Origin of the sequence: Rhodococcus shunpengi, from assembly GCF_048381395.1 — a bacterium.
GTDB lineage: Bacteria > Actinomycetota > Actinomycetes > Mycobacteriales > Mycobacteriaceae > Rhodococcus.
In genome coordinates this window covers 1-19513 of record NZ_JBLWIU010000002.1, presented here as the reverse complement: position 1 = coordinate 19513, position 19513 = coordinate 1, and the positions used below count along the sequence as shown (strand labels likewise).

Sequence of the window (19513 nt, the reverse complement as noted above, 5' to 3'; positions counted from 1 at the left end):
TCGGACTGTCTGATCTGGAACAGACCCTGACCACGAATCCGTTGACCGCACCATTGTTGGAGCCGGTCGAGGAGAAGCTCGGCCTGTACCGGCTCACCACGCCCACACCGATACCCAGCCATTCGTTTTCGAGCCAAGCCGGGACAACCTCTGCCGGCGCCTACCGCACCTCAGAGCGCCCTGTAGACACGCGCGCTGTGACCTTCGGCGACGTGAGTGACCACAGCACGGAAGGCATTGCACTACTCACCTATGGAACTCCAGAGCTGGAAGCGCTTCTTCCTAGAAAGGATCGACACCTGAGCTGGCTCATTCGGTTAGACGATATGAGGGGTTGGGGACCTCACCCACCTGCGGACGTAAGTCGGTGCGATGTGGGCACTTGCCGCGGGCGTACTAACGGTAGGTTCGACCGGTCCACTCCGACGTTTCGCCTTCGTGTAGGACACCGACGATCGTCCTGGCGAGCTCGACCCAAGCTTGCGGTTCATATAGTGCATCTTCTGGATGTTCGCCTTCTTCCCCTGGCGCAGCGCCGGGGACGTGCGCCCATCCGCCGATGGAGATTTCGGGCCAGGTGTAGGCCAGGAGCAGATCGGATCCATTGCTCCACGAGGCCCAACCATGCACCGGGGAACTCGAGCCGGCGGACAGTCCGCCTTCGTGTTCGGAGATGTCCTGGGACCAGGTGAGCCACGCGACACCCTCCCAGTCGAACGTGATGTCTTGTGCAGAGAATCCGTCTCCGGTGTCGAACATGAAGGTGAACGCGACCTGCCCTAGCTCGACCTTGTCGGGAAGACCGAGGGTGGCGGCTCCTTCGTCGCCCGCGGCGGCGATAGCTTCCTCGAGTGCGATAGTGCGCCCGCTGGCGGCTCGCTTCGGCATTCTGTCCTCCGGAGTCGGGCTTTGCTCCACGGTATCGAGGACCGGCGTCCCAGTGCCAACGATCCGCCATCACGATCCGGGTTTAATGGTGATGGCGGAATCTCGAACTGGTGTGCGGCAACACCGGCCAAGCAAGATCGCCGATTACGGCGGTCCGAATCTGGAGATGCTGTCGGACTTTCTGAGCCTGCTCGAGCGGGTTATCCAGGAGTCATCGTGGAGCGCGGAGGTCGATCTGTCGGATGTGGTGTGCTGGCCTGGGTGCGAGCCGTATTCGTGTCATCGCGGCCCCTCACCTCACCGGCGGCAGCGTCACCCTCTGCTAGCCGGATAGCCGGAAAATGATCGGGCCCGACGATATGACACGGCCTCAGAACCCGGTTTTGGCGGTCGGCGCCATCCGCGACACCTGCGGTCTAGAGCAACGCAGGGAGGCCCCCGCTTCTGATCCGAGAGCCTGCGGGTAGATCAGATATGGCCGCCATATGCGCCTCAGTCACGACTGTCACTCCAGTCGATACAATATCGTTATATTTCACTGTCGCGACGAGCGTCCCCGCCCTCTTCGCGGTCGGGCGGATGCTGCCGAGGCGAGGTCCATCGGAGAGCATTATCACTGGTCGTCGAATTTTCTTTATATTTCCGGCTTTTTGGCCGCAAAGCCAATAAAGAATCACAGTCCCTACTTACTTCTAGGCCTTCTATCAAGAAAATGGACCGCAAACAAACGTTTCATTGAAGCATTGCGGCGCAGTCGATTTCGCGTGTGCGGCCTGCCCCTCTGGTGCGCTAATGTCGTGTCTGCCGGCACCGAAACCACCAAGTTCCCACACCATTCGGATCGAGGATCACCATGAGCATTTCCCCGTTGCCCCGTCATGTCCGCACCATCTGCCCCCAGCTGCACCTGGTGCTCACCCCGGACCCGCAAGATCGGCCGATCGGATCCACCCCGGTGTCGCGGACCGTGTCGATGTGTTCCTCGACATGGGGTACGTGATCCGCTCGGCACGTACAGCCTTCGGTTGGCGCGTGGGATCTCGCACCCCCGATCCTCTCGCCACCACCCGCGAGATCCTGGCGTTGCGACACCGGTCCAGCGAACTCGGTACCGTGCACGTCTTCGACGGCCTCCACGACCCGGACCGCCGACCGCTCGACCACCACCGAATGCTCGCCTGGAAACACCAGGTCGAAGCTTCCGCCGAGGTGATCGTTCACCTGCGACCGCTGCAATACCTGCCCGACGGTGGCTTCCGTCAGAAGGAAGTCGACACCAGTCTGGCGTTCGCCATGGACGATGCGGCCCGCTCCGGACACACCGAGGTGATCGTGGCGTTCACCGGTGATCGGGACCTGCTGCCCGCGGCACGACGAGTACTCGCCGCCGATGTCCGCTTCGAGTCCGCATGTTGGGGGCAGCGCGGCGGGATCTTCCTACCGGAGGAACGCACCTGGACCCATCGGCTCGGCCGAGCCGCCTACCAGCGCTGCACCGCGACGGGAGAAACCGGAGACGCCGCGTGAGCATCTCGCACCGGCCGGTGGGGGAGCTGCTCGACGCGTTCGTCGCGCAGCTCCCCCGCGCGCGCACCGCCGACCGCCGCATCGACCGCACCGCCCGTATCGTCGCCGCCACCGTCGCCACCGTGCAGGCATCCTTCGACGTCCCGCTCGAGGCACTGCACAGCGAAGCACGTACCCGACTGGCCGGCCACACCGCGCCGCTGCTGCCCGAACCCGACCTGGAGGTCACCTGCAGCACCGCCCTGTTCGGCCGGATCTGCACCACCGTGTGCGACGCCGCCGCCTTGCTGACCCACTGCCACCACCGATCGACATGGGCGGTCCTGACCGCCGCCGCGGCGGACCTGCGCACCTTGACCCGGCTGGCGACCTCCCCGCTCGTCGACGCCGGCAGCATGCTGGCCCTCGACTCGCTACGCGCCGAGAACATGCTCAGCGCTCACATCGCGCAGATCCTCGGCGTGGACACAGCTCCATCTATCCCACCGGTCGAGCACCCGATGGTGGACTCCCGGCCTGGCAGCGGATGTTTCATCGTGGACGAGCTGATCCGGTCCGTGTACGCAGCAGCCGACATCGAGGCCGGCCGACTGCCTGTCTCAGCGGTCGATGTGCACGCCGTTCCGGACCGGATCGACTACCCCGACGATGAGCCCGTCATCGTTGCCCAAGCGTGCCTGGCCTTCGACCTGCTCACACGCGCCACCACCGTGCTGTGCGCGCAGCTGGCAGAGCTCTACTGCGACGACTGGTGGACCACCAGGGCAGAGGAGATCGCCGAGACCATCAACGCCATGAAAAAGCAGGTGTGCCCCCGGGCTGTCCCTCCACTTCGAAACTGACCGCCCCGCTCCACCCCTCGAGCGGTGACAGCAGATGTGCGATTCTCGTCGGTTGGATATGGCACGCTTTGTCCACTCCGGCCCACTGGTAGGAAAAGGAGTCGCCATGAGCAACGGGGATTACTACACCACTGCCGTGCGGCACCGAGAAGTCAACATCGTGATGAAGAAGGCCCGGGCAATCGCAGACCGATGTCGGACACTCGGGATCAAAGACAAGCGGCTACAGCAGATCGAGACAGCCATCGCGACGGCGAACGAGATGCAGTGCTCGCGTAACCGGGAGATTCTGCGCCCACGCGCATTCCGCCATGCTGTGGTCGCGCTCAACCTCGCCGAGGAACTCGAGGACCACCTCGGGATCACAGCGCCTTCGAGTTACGCTGCCAGTGAAGTGATCGGGCTGATCAGCCGCACACTGCGCATTGAGGTGCCACCGGACCAGCTGTTTGTTCAGGCGCGTGTACGCCTCGATGAACGGAATGCTGCATTGCTGCAGGCGCAACGAGGCACGCTAGGCAACTCGGACCCACGCCAGCGCCGGCGGGCGATTCGGGCGGTGCGCTACGCGCTGGCTATCACCCATGAGCTGCGAGAAGACGGGATACGCCCCGCATCGGTCAGCGCGCCGAACACGTCGGCCTCTGTTAACGCATCACGAGCTTCTTCGGGTGAACCGCAACGCGGCAAGCAGTACAAGCGAAACCCGCAAAGGAAATCGAAGAACGTTCACCGCGGCTCGCGTAGCACGAACCATGCTGGTCGGGGCGTGGATGCTGCAGGGCGCCGTAAAGGGACGCGCACCGACGACATGCAACACGATACGTTCGGGCTTCGAGCCGGGGAAGTGGAACGTTTGCGGAAGAATGCACGCGAGCAGTTGCCTGCCGCGGCGCCGGCCTCGGGTGCTGTTCACCGCAACCCGCGGGCGGTCAAGGCTGCGAACGGTGTGGGCCGTGTGGTCTCCGGAGGGCTTCCCGGGACCGCCAACGGACACTAATGTTGCGCCCCGGCTTCAGTGGAGGCGCTCGATGACCCGCTCGGTTGTTCCGGCGGGACTATGTGAATCGTAGTAGGACTGTTCGGCTTCGACGGGTGGGATCATCCCGATCTCGCCGTGCAGGCGGCGGTGGTTGAACCAATCGATGTACTCGGCCACCGCAATTTCGAGGTCATCGATAGAGCGCCACGGTCCCTTGTTACGGACCAGCTCGGCCTTGAACAGCGAGTTGAACGCCTCGGCGAGGGCGTTGTCATACGAATCGCCGCGGCTGCCCACCGAAGCGACCGCGCCGGCCTCGGCAAGGCGCTGGGTGTAGCGGATAGCTCGATATTGAGCTCCGCGGTCGGAGTGATGTATCAACTGCGACAGGCCCTGACCTGCATGCTCGCGGGTCCAGATGCCCATCTCCAATGCATCGAGTGCGAGATCGGTGCGCAGGTTCGTCGACAATTGCCACCCCATGATGCGGCGTGAGAAGACGTCGATGACGAACGCCGCGTAGGTCCATCCGGCGAACGTGCGGACGTAAGTGATGTCGGCGACCCACAGCTGGTCCGGTGCTGAGGCGGTGAATCCGCGGTTGACCAGGTCAGCGGGCCTGTCGGTGTCCGCTGCGGCGATCGTGGTCCGGGGGTTCTTCGACCGGGCGATGCCGCGTAACCCTTCGGCGCGCATCAGTCGCTCAACGGTGCACCGGGCGACCCGGATCCCTTGCCGCTTGAGCTCCGCGCAGACCTTACGGGCTCCGTAGACGGCGTAGTTCTCGCCGTGGACCCGGTGGATTTCTTCGACCAGTTCCGCGTCGCGAACCGTCCTCGGCGACGGCGGGCGAGTTTTGGCTGCGTAGTACGTCGACGGGGCGATCTGCACACCGGTCCGAGTGAGGACTCTGCAGATCGGCTCGACCCCGTAATCGGTCTTGTGGGCGTCGATGTAGTCGACGATCACTTGAGTTTGCGGTCGAGCTCCGCTGCTGCGAAAAACGCCGAGGCTGTTTTCAGGATCTCGTTGGCACGGCGCAGTTCTCGGTTCTCGCGTTCGAGTTCGGCAATGCGTTTCGCCTCGTCGGTGGTGGTGCCGGGGCGGACACCACCGTCGATCTCGGCCTGACGAACCCAGGTGCGCAGGGCTTCGGGATGGATGCCCAACTGCTCGGCGATCCGCTTGATCGCTCCTGTCTTCGATCCTGGATCGCGGCGTGCCTCGACTGCCAGCCGCGTCGCTCGTTCCTTCAGCTCCTCCGGGTACTTTCGCGGTGCTCCCATGGATCTCATCCTTCCGTGTGATGAGACCCTCCAACAGACCCGGTACGCGACACCAGGCGGAGTCGGCAATTCGACCCAGTCCCACGAGGTTTCTACCCTCGGCGGATGTTCGATGACGGCATTGGGGCGGTCGATCGCGCACGCGCAGGCCTGGCAGACGGGCCGGAGCTGTCGCTGCCGGATCTGGCGGGTCAGCGTCTGATACCAGGCGGTGTAACCAAGGTCCTCGAATTCGTCGCACAAGGTCCGCGCCCACAAATGCGGATCCTCGGTCAGACGGGCTCTGACATCGGCGACGAGCTGCTCAAATGGGTCTTTACCAGCTGAGTTACGGATGTCCGGGGGTGGCGGTTCCGTTCAAGTAGTTGCGGATCGTGCGCCGGTTTCGGCCGGTGTGCCGGGCGATCACCGAGGTCGTCCAGCCTCGTTCGTGCAGTGCGTGAATCTCCACGTCTCTCGTCCCATGTCAACATGAGAAAGCGGGGCCACACGGGTGAGCACTTTCGGTGAGCAGGACTGAGCAGGATCAGAGCGCCATCACCAGTCCTCATCCGCCGCCGACAGAGGGTTCTCTGTGGCGGAATACGGGGTGGAAGTCAGCTTCGATGCATGACGTCCACGTAGGAACAACGTGTTAGTTCTGAAGCCATGTGACAACGTCTTCGAGCTGAGCGCTGAGTTCGTTCCACGGGCGGTTGAGGTCGAGTGTTCGAGCGCCGATGCGGTTGCCTTGGACGACGACGTCTAGTCCGGGCTGCGCAGGTGCTTCGGTTCGCGCGTAGAGCAATAGTCCGCTAACCGAGCCGTCGCGGTTCACGTCGGCGTTCTTTACGTATGTCAGCACTTGGTACAGATTGGCCGAGTGGACAGTCGGCTTGCCCCACATCCCGGTCTGCATCGATTGGCCGTAATACTTCGCATCAATGATGAGTGCCCGGTGTCCACGCCGCAGCGTGACATCGGTGCGCATTGCCGGGAGCTGTTCGATTCCGAGTGCGGTTGTGTCGTCGTAGTCCCACTTGACGGTGGATGCGGTGGGGGAGAGTTCGGGGTGGTGGACGATGTAGTACTCCCGCAGGAATCGTTCGTACAAGCGGCTCATCGCGTCGTCCGAGACCCAGGAGGTGAGCTTGGCGTTTCCGGCGTCCTGCATGGGGAGGAGCCCGCGGACGATCAGTTCACAGACACCGAGCAACAGCCGGTATGCGGCGTTGGCGCGGTGGTAGGTGAGTTCGCCCCAGCGGATCGATGTCGGCGCGATCAGCGTCACCGCGTCCAGATACGGCAGGAGCCGACGCAGCGCAGCCCGGCGCGGTGCGGCGACCTCACCGTGGCGAAGGAGTAGGACGATGACCGACTTCAGCGCCCGGTTGTGGGGCGTGTCGAGTTCGTACTCGTCGAACTCGCACACCAGCCTGCCTCGGAGCGTAGAGCGAGTGGCTGCGGTGCGAGTGATATCGATGCGGCCGCGAATGGTGGCGAGTGTTTCGCTGCGGTGCAGGTAGTCGTGGTGAAGGCCGCGCTTGACCTGTGTGCCGACGCCACGCACGACGATCTCCGCGAACAGGTCGTGAAGATGGTCGAAGGCCTCGGCCGCGATTCGGTCGCTGCCTTCGCTGCGGATCGCTCGAAAGGCATAAGCCATCATCACGTACACGTTGCGGATAACGATGGATCTCTCGGTCATGCGACGGCGGCCCTGAGCCGGCCGGCCCACTCCTCGGCCGTGGTCGGTTCGTCGAACCAGTACTCGTCGAGGAGGGGGATGAGTTCGTCCTCGACCACCGAGTACAGCCATTCATCGTCGGAGGCGTCGTCTGGAGGGCTGGAGAGGAAGCTGTGTCCGATGGCGAAGCCTTGGCCGAGTGCGGGGTCGTCGGCGATGGTCTTGTTGAGGTCAATGACAACTTCGACGAGGCGGTCGAGTGTGGGGCTTCCAGCGTCTTGCTGCCAGCGGGTGAATCCGGCCGAGTGGAAGCCTGGGGTCATCTCGAAAAATCCGAAGCGACGACGCAGTGCGTAATCCAGGACGGCAAGGCTGCGGTCGGCGGTGTTCATCATGCCGATGATATGGACGTTGGCGGGGACCGAAAATCTCTCGTTCTTGTACAACAGTCGGATTTCTTGTCCGCGTTTGTCGGCTTCGATAAGCATGAGCAGCTCGCCCAAAATCTTGGAGATATTGCCGCGGTTGATCTCGTCGATGATGAAGAAGTTCGGCCGGTCGGTGTCGTCTGCGCGGGCCTTCTCGCAGAATCGATAGAACGGCCCTTCAGCGAGCGTGAAACCACCGGTCTCGGTGGGCCGGTATCCCATCATGAAGTCCTCGTACGAGTAACTCTGATGGAACTGGACCATCTGGACCCGACTCGGATCCTTCACCCCCATGATCGAGTATGCCAGGCGCTTTGCGGCGAAGGTCTTCCCGACGCCGGGCGGGCCAGCGAGGATGACGTTCTTCTTCCGCGCCAGCAGAGAGCGCAATCGCTCGTATCGCTCCTCCGACAGATAGACCTCCTTGAGGAATGCTGCCTTGTCGTAGGTCGGAAGGGGCGTCGGAGTCTCGAGCAATTCCGGCTCTTCCTCACCGGCGATGAGCTCTTCAAGGTTCTCGACGTAGTCGTGATAGCTCGTAATGTCGGTCAGTGTCTTGATTGCGGCATCCCCAGGGTGCTCCCAGGACCCTGTATGGGTCCACTTCACTGAGCGCACGTGGCGATACGAGGTGCGACCCGGCTCGAACCGAGCGCTGGAGGTGACCTCACCGCGCCCGATGATCTCGCGCCGCCCACGCTTGGCATAGATGATGTCGCCTACGGCGATCTCGTTCTGGAACTCCCAGACCGCAAGAACGTCGTTTCGCAACGACCTGCCGGTTCCCTCGACGTCGAGCGCTTGTCGAATCGACTCTCGACTCGGGTACGTAGCGAGGTCGTCGAGCTCGTCCCAACCGATCGCCATGATGCCGGTGGACGAGAATTCGCCCCACTCCGCGGCCTGCGGGCCGGGGGAGTAGAGCCAGTAGTGGCGTGGACGAGGCTCAACCAGCTCACCGATCTCAACGCCTGTTAGGTCCGATTGGGCGCGGGAGTCGTCCCAGAGTTCTGCTATCCCAGGTGTCCAGAAGTGGAACGGTCCCTCGATCTCGCGGGCGAGGGCGGCGCGGATCGCGAGTAGATCGCGGTCGATCGAGCCAGGAGTGTCGCCCGACGCCCCGCCGATCCGATCGGCCAGACCATCACGGATTGTCCGCTTCATCGAGGCCGAAGAGATCGGCTCGAACACATGGGGTCGAGCAAGGAACTGCAGCGCGTTGCGGATGTCGGAGCGGTCGTCACCGGAGGTGAGCATGACACGCTGCAGCTCCCACGGATCGGTCCGTGCTGAGTCGCGCTCGGCCTCCGACAAGTCGTTCCAGTGGCGCACGAAGGTCGAAGCCCAAATGACGTGTCGCCACAGTGCCCCGTTGTACCAGGAACCCGGTTCGAACCCTGCGGTCCCGGCTGGGCGGGCAAGCCAGGTCGACATTGGCGCCGGGATGGCCCAGGGGGAGTCGAGATGCGTCAGCACCCGGTCGACATGGGCCCTGCGTGTCTCGGGGCGGGCCGACCGAATCGCGTGCTCTCGCAGGAAGACGAGTTCGGCCGCAAGGAGCACGACCTCACGAGATGCTTCTTGGAGTTGCTGATCGAGCTTCTCCCATTGGCCCTGGTCCTTTCCGACGATGGGGTTGTCCCCAATTCTGGCCCGAAGTTCTTCTGCCGCCTCAGCTGTCCAGATCGTGGTCGCCGGGTCGATCACGGACCGACCATCTCCAAGCATGTGAGTGAACACCTCGCCAATCTCGCGCGCGATCTTCATGTCAGGGGCCGGACGCGAAGCTTCAAGGGCAAACTCTGAGTCGACATCGAAATGATCATTGGCCATGTCTGCAGTCTGCCTGATCGTTGCAAGGTTTGGGGCCCTCGCATTTTGCGATGAAAACCCCTCTAGTTGCGGCGGCAAGGACATAGGGCACTTGTCGACGATGAGTCGAACGAGCCGATACGCAAGGGCTACAGCCGAACAACTCCTGGGCATCGTCGAGCTCGACACCCGGGAAGCGTCTGCGCCTCTTGAAGACTTCACGTCATCGACTCGGAACTACATCGTGACTAAGACGGCAACCGGACACCCTTGCCGCGGTCATGTTCGATTGACACCGAACCTCCACCGGCGGAAGGATTCCACCGATGCCCGACGCATCGAATCCCGGCGGCACCGGTTCACCGGACCCGGCTACTACCCTGACCCGTCCGGTGTCATGCGATGGTGGAACGGAGTTCAGTGGACCGAACGTGTACAGAACAGCGGACCACCTCCGCCAATACCGCAGCCGCTCAAGAAATCGCACACCGTGCGCAAAATCCTACTGGCGCTCGTCGCCGTGAGCGTGTTAGTTGTTGCGGGTCATGACGTTGTAGACACCAGCGCGAGGGGTTGAAGGAAGGCGGACGTTGTCCTGGCACCAGGTGATCGATCTTTCCCAGCTGACCCCTTCGGGGACCCCATGCGCGGGCATCCCTCGACGCTCACGCAGCACCGTCCGCCTCCTTGTTTTGACCGCATGGACGACATAGAGGCAGCTTACTTTCGCACTTCGGCGGCCAGGCGGGACTGTCGGAATAAAGGTTGATCTGGTTTTGGCCGACACGCCGAACTTGCTTGGCGAGAAGGCACGATCATGACCGAAACACTCGATCCTATGGATCAGCCGAAGATCGATCCCCAGCAGCTGGCGCAGCAGTTGCTCGCCCAGGCCAAGACCGACGGCGTCGAGCTGGTCGGCCCGAACGGACTACTCAACCAACTCACCGCCTCGGTGCTCGAAACCGCCCTCGAAGCGGAAATGGACGAGCACCTCGGCTACGAGAAACACCAGATAGAAGGGAGAAACAACGGAAACTCCCGCAACGGCCGGCGCAGCAAAACCGTGCTGACCGAGATCAGCCCAGTGCAGCTCCGGGTTCCGCGAGACACCGACGCCTCGTTCGATCTGCAGATCGTCAAGAAACGCCAGCGGCGCCTGACCGGGGTCGACGAGATCATCTTGTCGCTGTCGGCGAAAGGGCTGACCACCGGTGAGATCGCCGCCCACTTCGACGACGTCTACGGCGCGACGGTGTCGAAGGAGACGATCAGCAAGATCACCGACAAGGTGCTCGCCGAGATGACGGAGTGGTCCGTCCGGCCGCTCGACCCGGTGTATCCGGCGGAAGTTCATCGACGCCATCCACGTCAAGATTCGCGACGGGCAGGTCACCAACCGGCCGGTCTATGTCGCGATCGGCGTGACCGTCGACGGGCACCGCGACATCCTGGGACTGTGGGCCGGTGACGGCGGCGAGGGTGCGAAGTTCTGGCCCGCCGTCCTGACCGAGATCAAGAACCGCGGCACCGGTGACGTGTGCATCGTGGTGTGTGACGGACTCAAGGGTCTACCCGAGGCCATCACCACGGTGTGGGAGCAGGCGATCGTCCAGACGTGTGTGATCCATCTGCTGCGCAACACCTTCCGTTATGCGTCACGCAGGTACTGGGACGAGATGAGCCGGGATCTGCGGCCGGTCTACACGGCAGCTACCGAGGTCGCGGCCGGCGAGCGGTTCGACGAGTTCGCCGCGAAATGGGGTCCGCGCTATCCGGCGATCATCCGGTTGTGGCACAGCGCGTGGAGCGAATTCGTGCCGTTCCTCGATTACGACCCGGAGATCAGACGCGTGATCTGCAGTACCAACGCGATCGAGAGCATCAACGCGCGATACCGCCGGGCGACCCGGGCCCGCGGACATTTCCCCCACGAACAAGCCGCGTTGAAGTGTCTGTACTTGGCGACCCGGGCTCTGGACCCGACCGGGAAGGGAAGAGCACGATGGGCAGCGAGGTGGAAGCCGCCACTGAACGCTTTCGCTATCACGTTCGAGGGCCGGATCACCCGAGTGAGAACTAAACCGATGCGCCAGAACCGGATCCACCGGAAAGCTGACACTCCCGGCCAGGCCACCGCTGCTACCGGCTTGATGGATGCAACCTTGACGGAGTCCGGTGACTGACTGCTAGGAAGGGTAGGTGCAACTCAGTAATGGCCGGACGGCTTGGTTGACGCTTTCAACGACGTCGGACTACCGACGTTTGGTAGGCAGCGATAAGTACGACGATAATCCTGAATCGCATTACAGCTGGAACAGCCTGGTCACCCATCATGCCACGGTGCAACCTGGCGATGTCTTAGTGTTGTGGGACAAGAAGATCCTCCTCGGTATGTCCATTGTGGAACAGATTGAACTTGGAGAGGGTAAGGCCAAGCGAGCGCGGTGCACCATTGCGACCGTGCAGCAGTGGTCGAGCGTAAGAAAAAACTTCCCCGGTATAAGTGCGACAAATGTGGTGCAGAGTTCGGCGAGTCTCCGAAGATCGAAACGGTCGACGTCAAGACCTACCGAAGTAACCACGCTCAAGCATGGACGCCACTAGAGGGGCTTCTCGACGGACGGCAACTTCGAGCCCTTTGTGTTAGCCCGAAGGCTCAGGACAGCTTCCGGCGACTCCGATGGGATGCATTCCAGCAAGCAATCCGTAGGGTGACGACGGGCGATCCCTTCGGTGCCCTCGTAGCTGCCGGCAAGCAGATTGCTGGGGGTCACACGACCGCAATGACGCGCATCCGTCGGGGGCAAGGCGCCTTCCGCGCCCAGCTGCTTGACAAATACGGCAATCAATGCGCACTGACGGGGCCATGTCCCCCCGAAGCGCTTGAGGCTGGGCATTTGTATAGCTATGCGAAGGTTGGGCAACACCGAAACCAGGGAGGACTGCTGCTGCGCCGGGATCTTCACCGACTATTCGACATAGGGCTGCTGGCGGTTGACGACGCAAGGGTAATCGATCTGACTGAGGAGCTTCGTGGATATCCCAACTACACTCCGTTGCACGGCACACCAGTTCAGATCTCCTTGACCAAGGTTCATCGTCACTGGCTTAAGTTGCATTGGCAGCAACACCGAGGTTGAAACGTTGCCAGGGTGTAGCGCGATAGCCCTGACCTCGCGGGTCGTGGACGACGGACATCAGCGTCGAGCACTGGGCCGGACGGAGGAGATCAAGTACAAAGAGTGCCTACTGGCATCACACAGAGATGAACGTCCTTGTCGCCCAGCGCAACGAGCCTGGATCTGGTTGCGGCAGTGCAGATGCGGGAGACCCTTTGCTCAGCCTCGGAACCGAGCGCTCACGGTATCGGGAGATCCAGGAGCACTTGATAGCGCCGCATCCTGAGGGAGTGTTGGAGGACTTCCGCTGCTGGTTATTAGAATTACAGCCTGTTCCTACTACCTCGAATGTCAATTAATGACTTGAGAATCCATCAATAAGGAGGATCAATGGCTCGTCCAAAGCGGAGGGTAGCTGTTCATGTGCAGGGTGAATTCGGCGTCACTATCACGAAATCTTCGTTGCCGCAGCACTGGGTATGCAGGGAAATAAGTCCTGATTACGGGTTGGATTTGCATATCGAAATGTTTGGGGATGCACCAGAGGCGTCAGGGTCTTGGGATGCGCTGGGTGAACACATATTTGCTCAAGTGAAGACCGAGAAAAAGGTAAAAACCTCCTGGATAGATCCATTTCGTAGTGTGGGATCAAAGCCGCATTCGATTCTGCAATCAGGCGATGATGAATCCGAAAAATTTGAAAAATTGGAAGTAGTTTCGTATAGTCTGGAAGTTGAAGAAATTGAGACCGTGAGGAGGATGGGAGCGGCTGTCCCGGTGGTACTTGTAGTCGTTGACATGGCTACACGAGTTCCTTACTTCATTTGCCTTAACGACTGGATATCTAAGGTGCTGCCGATCTTCCGGCCAAGGTGGAGAAACGGTAAGGCGGTAACCGTCCATATACCAACTAGTTCCGTACTTTCAAATGAGTCGTCATGGATTTACCTCTCCGTACTGGCCAAGCGCGCAAAGTTCTATTCAGCCTTCAGTGCATTCAGGTCCCAATGTAAGGAGATTAAATACGCTACCGAGGCCATCATTCACGCGTTCGATCGGGATGGCAAAGCGCTCCGAGAGGTATTTGAATTGAAAGAGCTATTTTCGTTCTACTACTCCGATAATATCGCGTTGGACGTATGGGGATCGGAGGCGATCCCCACGATCGGTCTAATGGACATAGTGCGAGAGCAGATTGATGAAATGAAAATTATAATCGAATCCGTTTCCGGTGATCCGGATTCGATTTCTAATGAAAGAGAATGGTTTGATATGGTAGGCAAGCTTCATCGTGTAAACGCACTATACGAATCAGTAGCAAGTTCTTCGGATACGTATGAGGCAATGGTTCGGGAAAAGATGCTGCCTACTCAGCTAGCTACCCTCCTGCCCAATTAATCTCAGGGCGGTAGGCGTCCGTCGACGAGGTGTTCGGTGCCTGATCGGACACCAACTCGGCAGGAGTTCGCTGCGGTGGAGGTCAACGCGCTGGCTTCCGCCGAGCCGGGAGAGTGACTCACTTACAAGGTCTACGACCGCGACAAGCGCCGGATGGACTACGTCGCCGCCCCGTGATCTGCGCACCGGGAAGATCGCCGCGGTCCGCAAGTCCGGTCTGCGCATCGACTCTCGTGTCGCCCCGACTGCGGACGGTCGCCTCGCCGTAGAGATTGCCCGCACTGCCTGAAACAGCTGTGACCAGTAAAGAGGGCATGTCCCCTTCGTGTGCAATGGCCGGCTGTTGCACGCGCAGATCGCGTAGTGACGGTGACGGCACTCGCGGCACCGGGCTTGTAGGACCGATACAACTCGGCCCGGATTTCGTACCGCAGCCCACCACGGGTGGTGCAGGCCAGCAGGTCGCGCAGCAACTCTTTGGCGATCCACCTCAGGTTGCGCCAAAGATGCCATCGGTCGGCGACCTGTACCGCGTCCGGTGCGCCGATCCGGACGGCTTCTGCATATGCGCCGGCTCAGTCACGGCACACGATCTCGGCACCGGGATGTGCTTGGAGCCAGGTGGAGACGGTGTCGCTGGCTCGGTCGGGCAGTAGATCGACCGGTCGTCCCGAGGTTAGATCCACGATCACCGTTCCGTAGACGTGGCCGCGGCGCAGCGCGAAGTCGTCGATTCCCAGGATCGAAGTTTGCTGGATTGACCGATCCGAGATGGCGCGCACGCCACCCAACAACGTGTCCCTGCTGACGTGTACCCCGAGTCGGGCTGCGAGGCGGGCGCCGGCGTGACCGGCCACGGCCAGGCCGATCGCCTCGATCATCGTGGTCAGTGCCGTGGTTCGCAGAGTCCGATGCTGTGTCAGTCCGCCGGCAGCGTCGGCGAGGGCCTGCACTCGGGTGCGGATCTGCGCCCACACCCCGCCGCGTTGCCAGCGCCGGAACAGTCCGTACACCGTCTGCCACGGTCCGTACCGGTCCGGGATGTCCCACCACGGGCATCCTGTGCGGATGCGCCACCGGATCCCGTCGATGAGCTGGCGTTTCGTTTCGGCGGCCGGCCCGCCTTCTTTCCCCGCGGCAGCAACGGCTCCAACCGCGCCCACTGCGCGTCGGTCATATCCGCCCGCCCCGGTACCGCTACGCTGGGCACGAGGTCTCCGGTATTCAGGTTTGTCTTGGTCGATTAACCCTCTACCGGAGACCTCGCTCATTCAGTTGTCATGACACGCCAGGCGGGGCAGTGAACCCCTCGGCAGAACCACATTTGAAACACGGCCTAGTGGTCGGCATCGTCGTGCGCCTCTACAATTTGGGTCAACTGTCTGTTGGTCTGAGCGATGTAGGCGAGGCCATGTATGGGCTCGAACAAAGGATCGAACTACAGTCTGCCGCGGATAATCTGCGGTTATCGGTCGTATTACCTGGAAACTAATTTGCCGTCTCCAAGGGGCAACTATTATGTCCGCCGCCCTCGATGCTGCCGTCCGTGAGTTCGCTCGCAAGGGCTGGCGAGTCACCAACGTCAGCCGTACTTGCAAGATTGTCAGGCACTGCGAAACCCATAAAGCTCCGCTGATCAGTCGGAAGTACAACCCGGCCAGTGTCATGCTTACCGAGGTGTCGCCGGGCCGGATCGAGATCGAGATGCTCGACAAGTTGAGCTTTCCGCCGGAATGGTATGGCAAGTACCTGCGCCTGTCGAGGAGAGCACGAAAGGCGGCCGAGCGGACGGCCGGTGTTGTCGACTCGACCACGCGTCACAACCTGACCCCGCCGGACAATCCTCGCCCGAAGTGGTCGAACGGGTATGGCCTGCTGAGGTGATGGGCTGGCCTGCGGGAGACGGCGGCACGGGTATCCCGCTACCGGTGCGAGAGCACTTCGTGTGAGCAGAATATGTTGCAGCACAGAACCGGTCGGCTCGCACGTCCCGGGGGCCATCGGACGATGCGCCCGGAGCATTCTGCGCCGTTGATGGTCCCCGCGTCAGCGGACTCGACCACTTCGGCGCCACCGCTGTGCTTCTGGGTTCAACTGGTGCCACTGCAATCAGTGGGCGGTTTGCATTTCCTCCGCCTCGTACTTGGCGACATAGCGTCGGACTTGAGCCGAGATGTGGTTGCGCAACTGTTCTGCCAGGCGATCGCCAGGCTCGGATCGTGGAGCATCACGTAGGGCTATAGCGGCCATGCGAGCGGTGAGGGTTCCGTGATCGTCCAGGAGTCGTTCCAGTAGTGCCGAAAGGCGTGGGTCGTCGTGCTGAGAGGAGGCGAAGGTGAGCTGATTGACCACGATCGCGCGTATCCAGGGGTCTTTGTCGCGGGAGAGGGACCACAATGTGTCGACGGCTCTATCGAGTCCTCGGGCGGCGATGACTCTGATGGCAGCTTCCTTGTGTTCGCGGGTGGGGCCGCACATCAACTCCCACAGTTCAGTGTCGGTGATGGAGTCGGGATCGATCGCGGCGAGGGCACCGGCGGCAAGGCCACGCACGTCCTCCTTGACCAGATGATCTGAGACGCCGGTGAGCATCAGGGTTCGAAGTGGGCCGACCAGAGTTACGCGTATGTCGTCGGGGATGTGGTCGGCGAGGCGTCGTAGATGGGTCAGCATTCCGCTGAGATAAGTCATCCAAGTCGAGGCGCTGAAGGTCAGAAGCTTGCGGACGGGTTCCCATCGGGCGTGGTCGCGGTGCCATACGTTGATCAGGACCAGGGTGGCGCCGATATCGTGGGCAGAGATGCGGAATGTTCCCCGTCCCATGTCCGTGATCATGCTGTCGATACGACGTCCGAGATGGTCACAAAGCCCTTCGACGGTCTCAGGGTCGAGATCGCGCACGTCTCCGAACGACTCGAGAGCATCGAGATTCCCTTCACGAATTTCGGCGCGAAGCCGGTCGCGGTGGGAAGAGCTGCCTTCGGCCACGACCGTGGAGATGGCATGGCGGAGCTCGGAATCGTCGTTGTCTCGGGCAGCAAGTGCTACGCGATCGTCCGGGGTCCACGCTGTGGAGGGGATAGCTTGTACGATCCGGGCCCAATCATGTCCCCATCCCACGTCTCCATTCGAGGGTAGAGACAAAATGTGGTCGATCAGCTCTCGCAGAGTGGTGTCGGACAGCGCTGGAACAAGGCGTGTCAGCGTCTCGAGCAGTGCATGGTCTGCGGAGAAGATGGGTTGAAAGCGCTCGACGAATCCGTCGAGATCGGCGAGGTTCGACAGGATCCATCGGCACGTTCGATCCGCGGTGTTGTGGTCGAGTACATCGGCCGCCGCGGCGAGAAGCTTGAGATCAGCGGGAAGTGACGTACGGGTCGACGTGTTGAGATCGACCTCGGCGGCGGCGTCCTGTGCGGCAGACGCGGGACCGGCATCGAGAAGTCTCTTGACGGCGAGTTCGAGCGCTTTGCTATCGCCCGCGCGGCGCAGCGCTGTCAGCGCTGTGGTGGTCTTGTCTGCATCTGACGAAGCCGTTTCAAAGGTGAGGATGTGCTTGGCCAGAAGCGCAGAGGCATGACGCCAGGCGGAATGCTCGGCCGTCATGCCTGCGATCAAGCTGGCCGCGCGTAGCCGGAACCATGTCTCACCGTCGCCGCGTATGGCGGCGGTGTGTGTCGCCCAGTTGCGGAAGTGGTCGTCGAAGTGTTGCTGAAGCCCGGAGGAGATCTCTTGGCTGCGCCACCACGCGGCGAGTGTGTCGCGGCCGGCGATCACTCCTGATAGGTCGCTGCGCCACCCGCTGACGTTGAAAATGATGTCGGTGCCGGCACCGGCGATTGCGGTGGCAGTGGGGTCATTGGGTTCGAGGGTGCGCAGGCGCTGCACTTCGATCGCAAGCTTGCTGGCTGGGTCAAGTTCTCCGAGTTCGGTGAGGCAGCGTGCCTTGTGCACGAGCAGCCAGTAGCGGTCAGCGGGGGTGTAGTAGTCGTCGGCGGTGTCGAGTGCCTGCTCGATGATGACCAAGCCTGCTCGAGGATCTTGATTTTCGACGTGTAGTGCGCAGACGATTGCGCTGGCCGCGGCCCGCTCGTGTGGCTTGGACGTTGCCTCGATGAGGTTTCGGACCGCATCGATGTCCTTGCCGTCGACGAGCACGTCGTACAAAGCCGCATACAGACGCCACAGCCACTCGGATGAGGTCCGGCAGGTATCGAGGTCGGGAACGGCGGCTTCCCGGCCCGGGAGAGGAGGTTGAAGGGGGCGAAGTCGCATCTTGACGAGCAGAGCGATAGCTTCGAACGGGGTAGCCTTGTTCACCCCGAGATTGGGGTGAGGCGCGACCAACCGCGGCGTGAGTAAGGCATAGCGGAGCCGATTGACACGCCCGATAGGTGCGTGGCTGTTCCAGGCGCTGCCTTCCCAGATTGACGCCGGTCGTCCACTGGCAGCGACGTCCATCAAAGCATCGACGTGGTCCAGGTCGATGGTCGAGTCCTTCGGTACAAGGATCTTCATTCCTAGTCCGGTGGACTGGATCGAGTCGGCGGTGACGTGCACCCAGTAAGAGGTCTCGGTGTCTTCGTCGTGGAGGATCAGGATGGTGGGCAGCACGTGGTCACGCCAATATGGCAGGTGCTCGCCCTTGGTGTCTTCGAACCACCATCCCACGATTTGTCCGGTGTGGTCCTTCTTGGGTTTGAACTGCGAAGGGCCTGTCTTGACTTGCGCTGCGATCATGAGGCCGTAATCGAAGAGGCCGTCGTCGCGAGCCTCGATGAGAAGGTCGATACCGAGCTCTCCCTGGGAGGTCCTGTATGGCTGCCATCCCATCTTGGTGAGCTGATAGTCCACTGCAGCCACACCGGCATTGCCGGTGCGTTCGTTCTGGTTCGCCCTCCTGGCCACGGCTCTTCCTTCGCTGCTGATCCACCGTAGATCATCGTCGTGTGTTGTTCACAGCATCGACGAGATCCACATTAGGGGCCACTACCGACAGCAACGATGAGTGATTGAGCGAAGATCGCGGCTGTGGAAGTATCAGCGACTCCCCATGCCCTTGGCAGCGGCTCAATGCGCGCGGTGGTGATCGGAGTGGACCGAGGTGGCGACCCGCAGCGTCGTGGTGAACGTTCCAGACCCTGCCGTGTCGGCGGTGGTGGTGCCGGCGGGTGTGGGTTGGGTCGGTGTCGGGGTGTGTGGGGTGGTGGGGGCGCGGTCGGGTGCTGTTTTCGGCGTGTTTTTTTAAATGCGTTGTGGCGCAATAGTTGTTGTTAATTATGTTGGTGTGTACGGTTTCACCGGCGTAATGCGCATGGCGGTTCGGTAATATTGGGTTATGCACTTGGTGTATAACGGGATTGGTGATTGTGCGTGTTTTTGATCATCTGGTGCTGTCTTGGGGTGTGGGGTATGATGGGAGCATGATGTCGGGACGGGGAGTCAGCAGCGGCGGTGGTGTGCGCGGCGCGCGCAGCGCGTCCAACCCTGTCGATGCTCTCCGGTGTGGCATGTAAGGTGACGATGAAGAACAGTGTCACACATGAAATCTCGATGTCGAGC

14 protein-coding genes, 3 pseudogenes and 1 other annotated feature are annotated in these 19513 nt (G+C 61.5%); of the genes and pseudogenes, 8 read left to right on the top strand and 9 right to left on the bottom strand.

The window, feature by feature from the left end; genetic code table 11:
* Nucleotides 1-396: 396 nt before the first annotated feature.
* Nucleotides 397-888 (bottom strand): hypothetical protein, encoded by a 492-nt coding sequence (locus ACNJ7K_RS00090; RefSeq protein WP_487040946.1) that lies wholly within the window; start codon nt 886-888, stop codon nt 397-399.
* Between the two features lie 1032 nt (nt 889-1920).
* Here ACNJ7K_RS00090 and ACNJ7K_RS00085 point away from each other — a divergent pair.
* From ACNJ7K_RS00085 to ACNJ7K_RS00075, 3 genes are all read left to right on the top strand, one after another.
* Nucleotides 1921-2415, top strand: a complete 495-nt coding sequence (locus tag ACNJ7K_RS00085; RefSeq protein WP_487040945.1) for a hypothetical protein — start codon at nt 1921-1923, stop codon at nt 2413-2415.
* On the top strand, nt 2412-3257 hold the full coding sequence (locus tag ACNJ7K_RS00080) for a hypothetical protein (protein WP_487040944.1): 846 nt from the start codon (nt 2412-2414) through the stop codon (nt 3255-3257). Before ACNJ7K_RS00085 ends, ACNJ7K_RS00080 begins: the two co-directional genes overlap by 4 nt.
* 106 nt (nt 3258-3363) lie before the next feature.
* Nucleotides 3364-4257: a hypothetical protein gene (locus tag ACNJ7K_RS00075; RefSeq protein ID WP_487040943.1), complete on the top strand. Its 894-nt coding sequence runs from the start codon at nt 3364-3366 to the stop codon at nt 4255-4257.
* Nucleotides 4258-4272: 15 nt separating this feature from the next.
* Here the strand turns inward: ACNJ7K_RS00075 and ACNJ7K_RS00070 are convergent.
* From ACNJ7K_RS00070 to ACNJ7K_RS00055, 4 genes and pseudogenes are all read right to left on the bottom strand, one after another.
* Nucleotides 4273-5525, bottom strand: a protein-coding gene (locus ACNJ7K_RS00070; RefSeq protein WP_487040951.1) for an IS3 family transposase whose coding sequence is annotated in 2 segments (ribosomal slippage) — nt 4273-5237 and nt 5237-5525 — 1254 coding nt in all. Because the reading frame shifts where the segments join, the coding sequence is not laid out codon by codon here.
* Nucleotides 5116-5247, bottom strand: a sequence feature (AL1L pseudoknot). Its footprint overlaps the gene before it by 132 nt.
* Before the next feature lie 54 nt (nt 5526-5579).
* Nucleotides 5580-5998: pseudogene (locus tag ACNJ7K_RS00065) on the bottom strand (IS21 family transposase); the annotation flags it as partial.
* 161 nt (nt 5999-6159) lie between these two features.
* Complete coding sequence (mcrC, locus tag ACNJ7K_RS00060; RefSeq protein WP_487040942.1) at nt 6160-7212, bottom strand: 5-methylcytosine-specific restriction endonuclease system specificity protein McrC; 1053 nt, start codon at nt 7210-7212, stop codon at nt 6160-6162.
* Entirely contained in the window at nt 7209-9452 is a 2244-nt protein-coding gene (locus ACNJ7K_RS00055) for an AAA family ATPase (RefSeq protein WP_487040941.1), read from the bottom strand. The genes mcrC and ACNJ7K_RS00055 overlap by 4 nt, the downstream gene beginning before the upstream one ends.
* Here ACNJ7K_RS00055 and ACNJ7K_RS00050 point away from each other — a divergent pair.
* The 4 genes and pseudogenes from ACNJ7K_RS00050 (at nt 9451) to ACNJ7K_RS00035 (ending at nt 13951) form a co-directional block, all read left to right on the top strand.
* Nucleotides 9451-10008: a DUF2510 domain-containing protein gene (locus ACNJ7K_RS00050; protein ID WP_487040940.1), complete on the top strand. Its 558-nt coding sequence runs from the start codon at nt 9451-9453 to the stop codon at nt 10006-10008. The two genes, ACNJ7K_RS00055 and ACNJ7K_RS00050, sit on opposite strands and share 2 nt — an antisense overlap.
* Before the next feature lie 240 nt (nt 10009-10248).
* A pseudogene (locus ACNJ7K_RS00045) lies at nt 10249-11494 on the top strand (IS256 family transposase); the annotation flags it as partial.
* A gap of 408 nt (nt 11495-11902) precedes the next feature.
* Entirely contained in the window at nt 11903-12574 is a 672-nt protein-coding gene (locus tag ACNJ7K_RS00040) for an HNH endonuclease (protein ID WP_487040939.1), read from the top strand.
* Nucleotides 12575-12943: 369 nt separating this feature from the next.
* Entirely contained in the window at nt 12944-13951 is a 1008-nt protein-coding gene (locus tag ACNJ7K_RS00035; RefSeq protein WP_487040938.1) for a DUF4365 domain-containing protein, read from the top strand.
* Between the two features lie 347 nt (nt 13952-14298).
* Here ACNJ7K_RS00035 and ACNJ7K_RS00030 read toward each other — a convergent pair.
* Nucleotides 14299-14439 (bottom strand): annotated as a pseudogene (locus ACNJ7K_RS00030) (ISL3 family transposase); the annotation flags it as partial.
* A gap of 87 nt (nt 14440-14526) precedes the next feature.
* Nucleotides 14527-15114 carry a transposase gene (locus ACNJ7K_RS00025; protein WP_487040937.1) on the bottom strand — a complete coding sequence of 196 codons (588 nt, stop codon included), beginning with the start codon at nt 15112-15114 and terminating at the stop codon, nt 14527-14529.
* A 355-nt stretch (nt 15115-15469) separates the two neighbouring features.
* Between ACNJ7K_RS00025 and ACNJ7K_RS00020 the strand changes: the two genes are divergently transcribed.
* Complete coding sequence (locus ACNJ7K_RS00020) at nt 15470-15835, top strand: hypothetical protein (RefSeq protein WP_487040936.1); 366 nt, start codon at nt 15470-15472, stop codon at nt 15833-15835.
* A 225-nt stretch (nt 15836-16060) separates the two neighbouring features.
* Here the strand turns inward: ACNJ7K_RS00020 and ACNJ7K_RS00015 are convergent, their stop codons facing one another.
* Together ACNJ7K_RS00015 and ACNJ7K_RS00010 are read right to left on the bottom strand one after the other, a co-directional pair.
* Complete coding sequence (locus tag ACNJ7K_RS00015) at nt 16061-18859, bottom strand: DUF4365 domain-containing protein (RefSeq protein WP_487040935.1); 2799 nt, start codon at nt 18857-18859, stop codon at nt 16061-16063.
* Between the two features lie 428 nt (nt 18860-19287).
* The coding region (locus ACNJ7K_RS00010; RefSeq protein ID WP_487040934.1) for a hypothetical protein at nt 19288-19513 on the bottom strand (226 nt) is incomplete at its 5' end.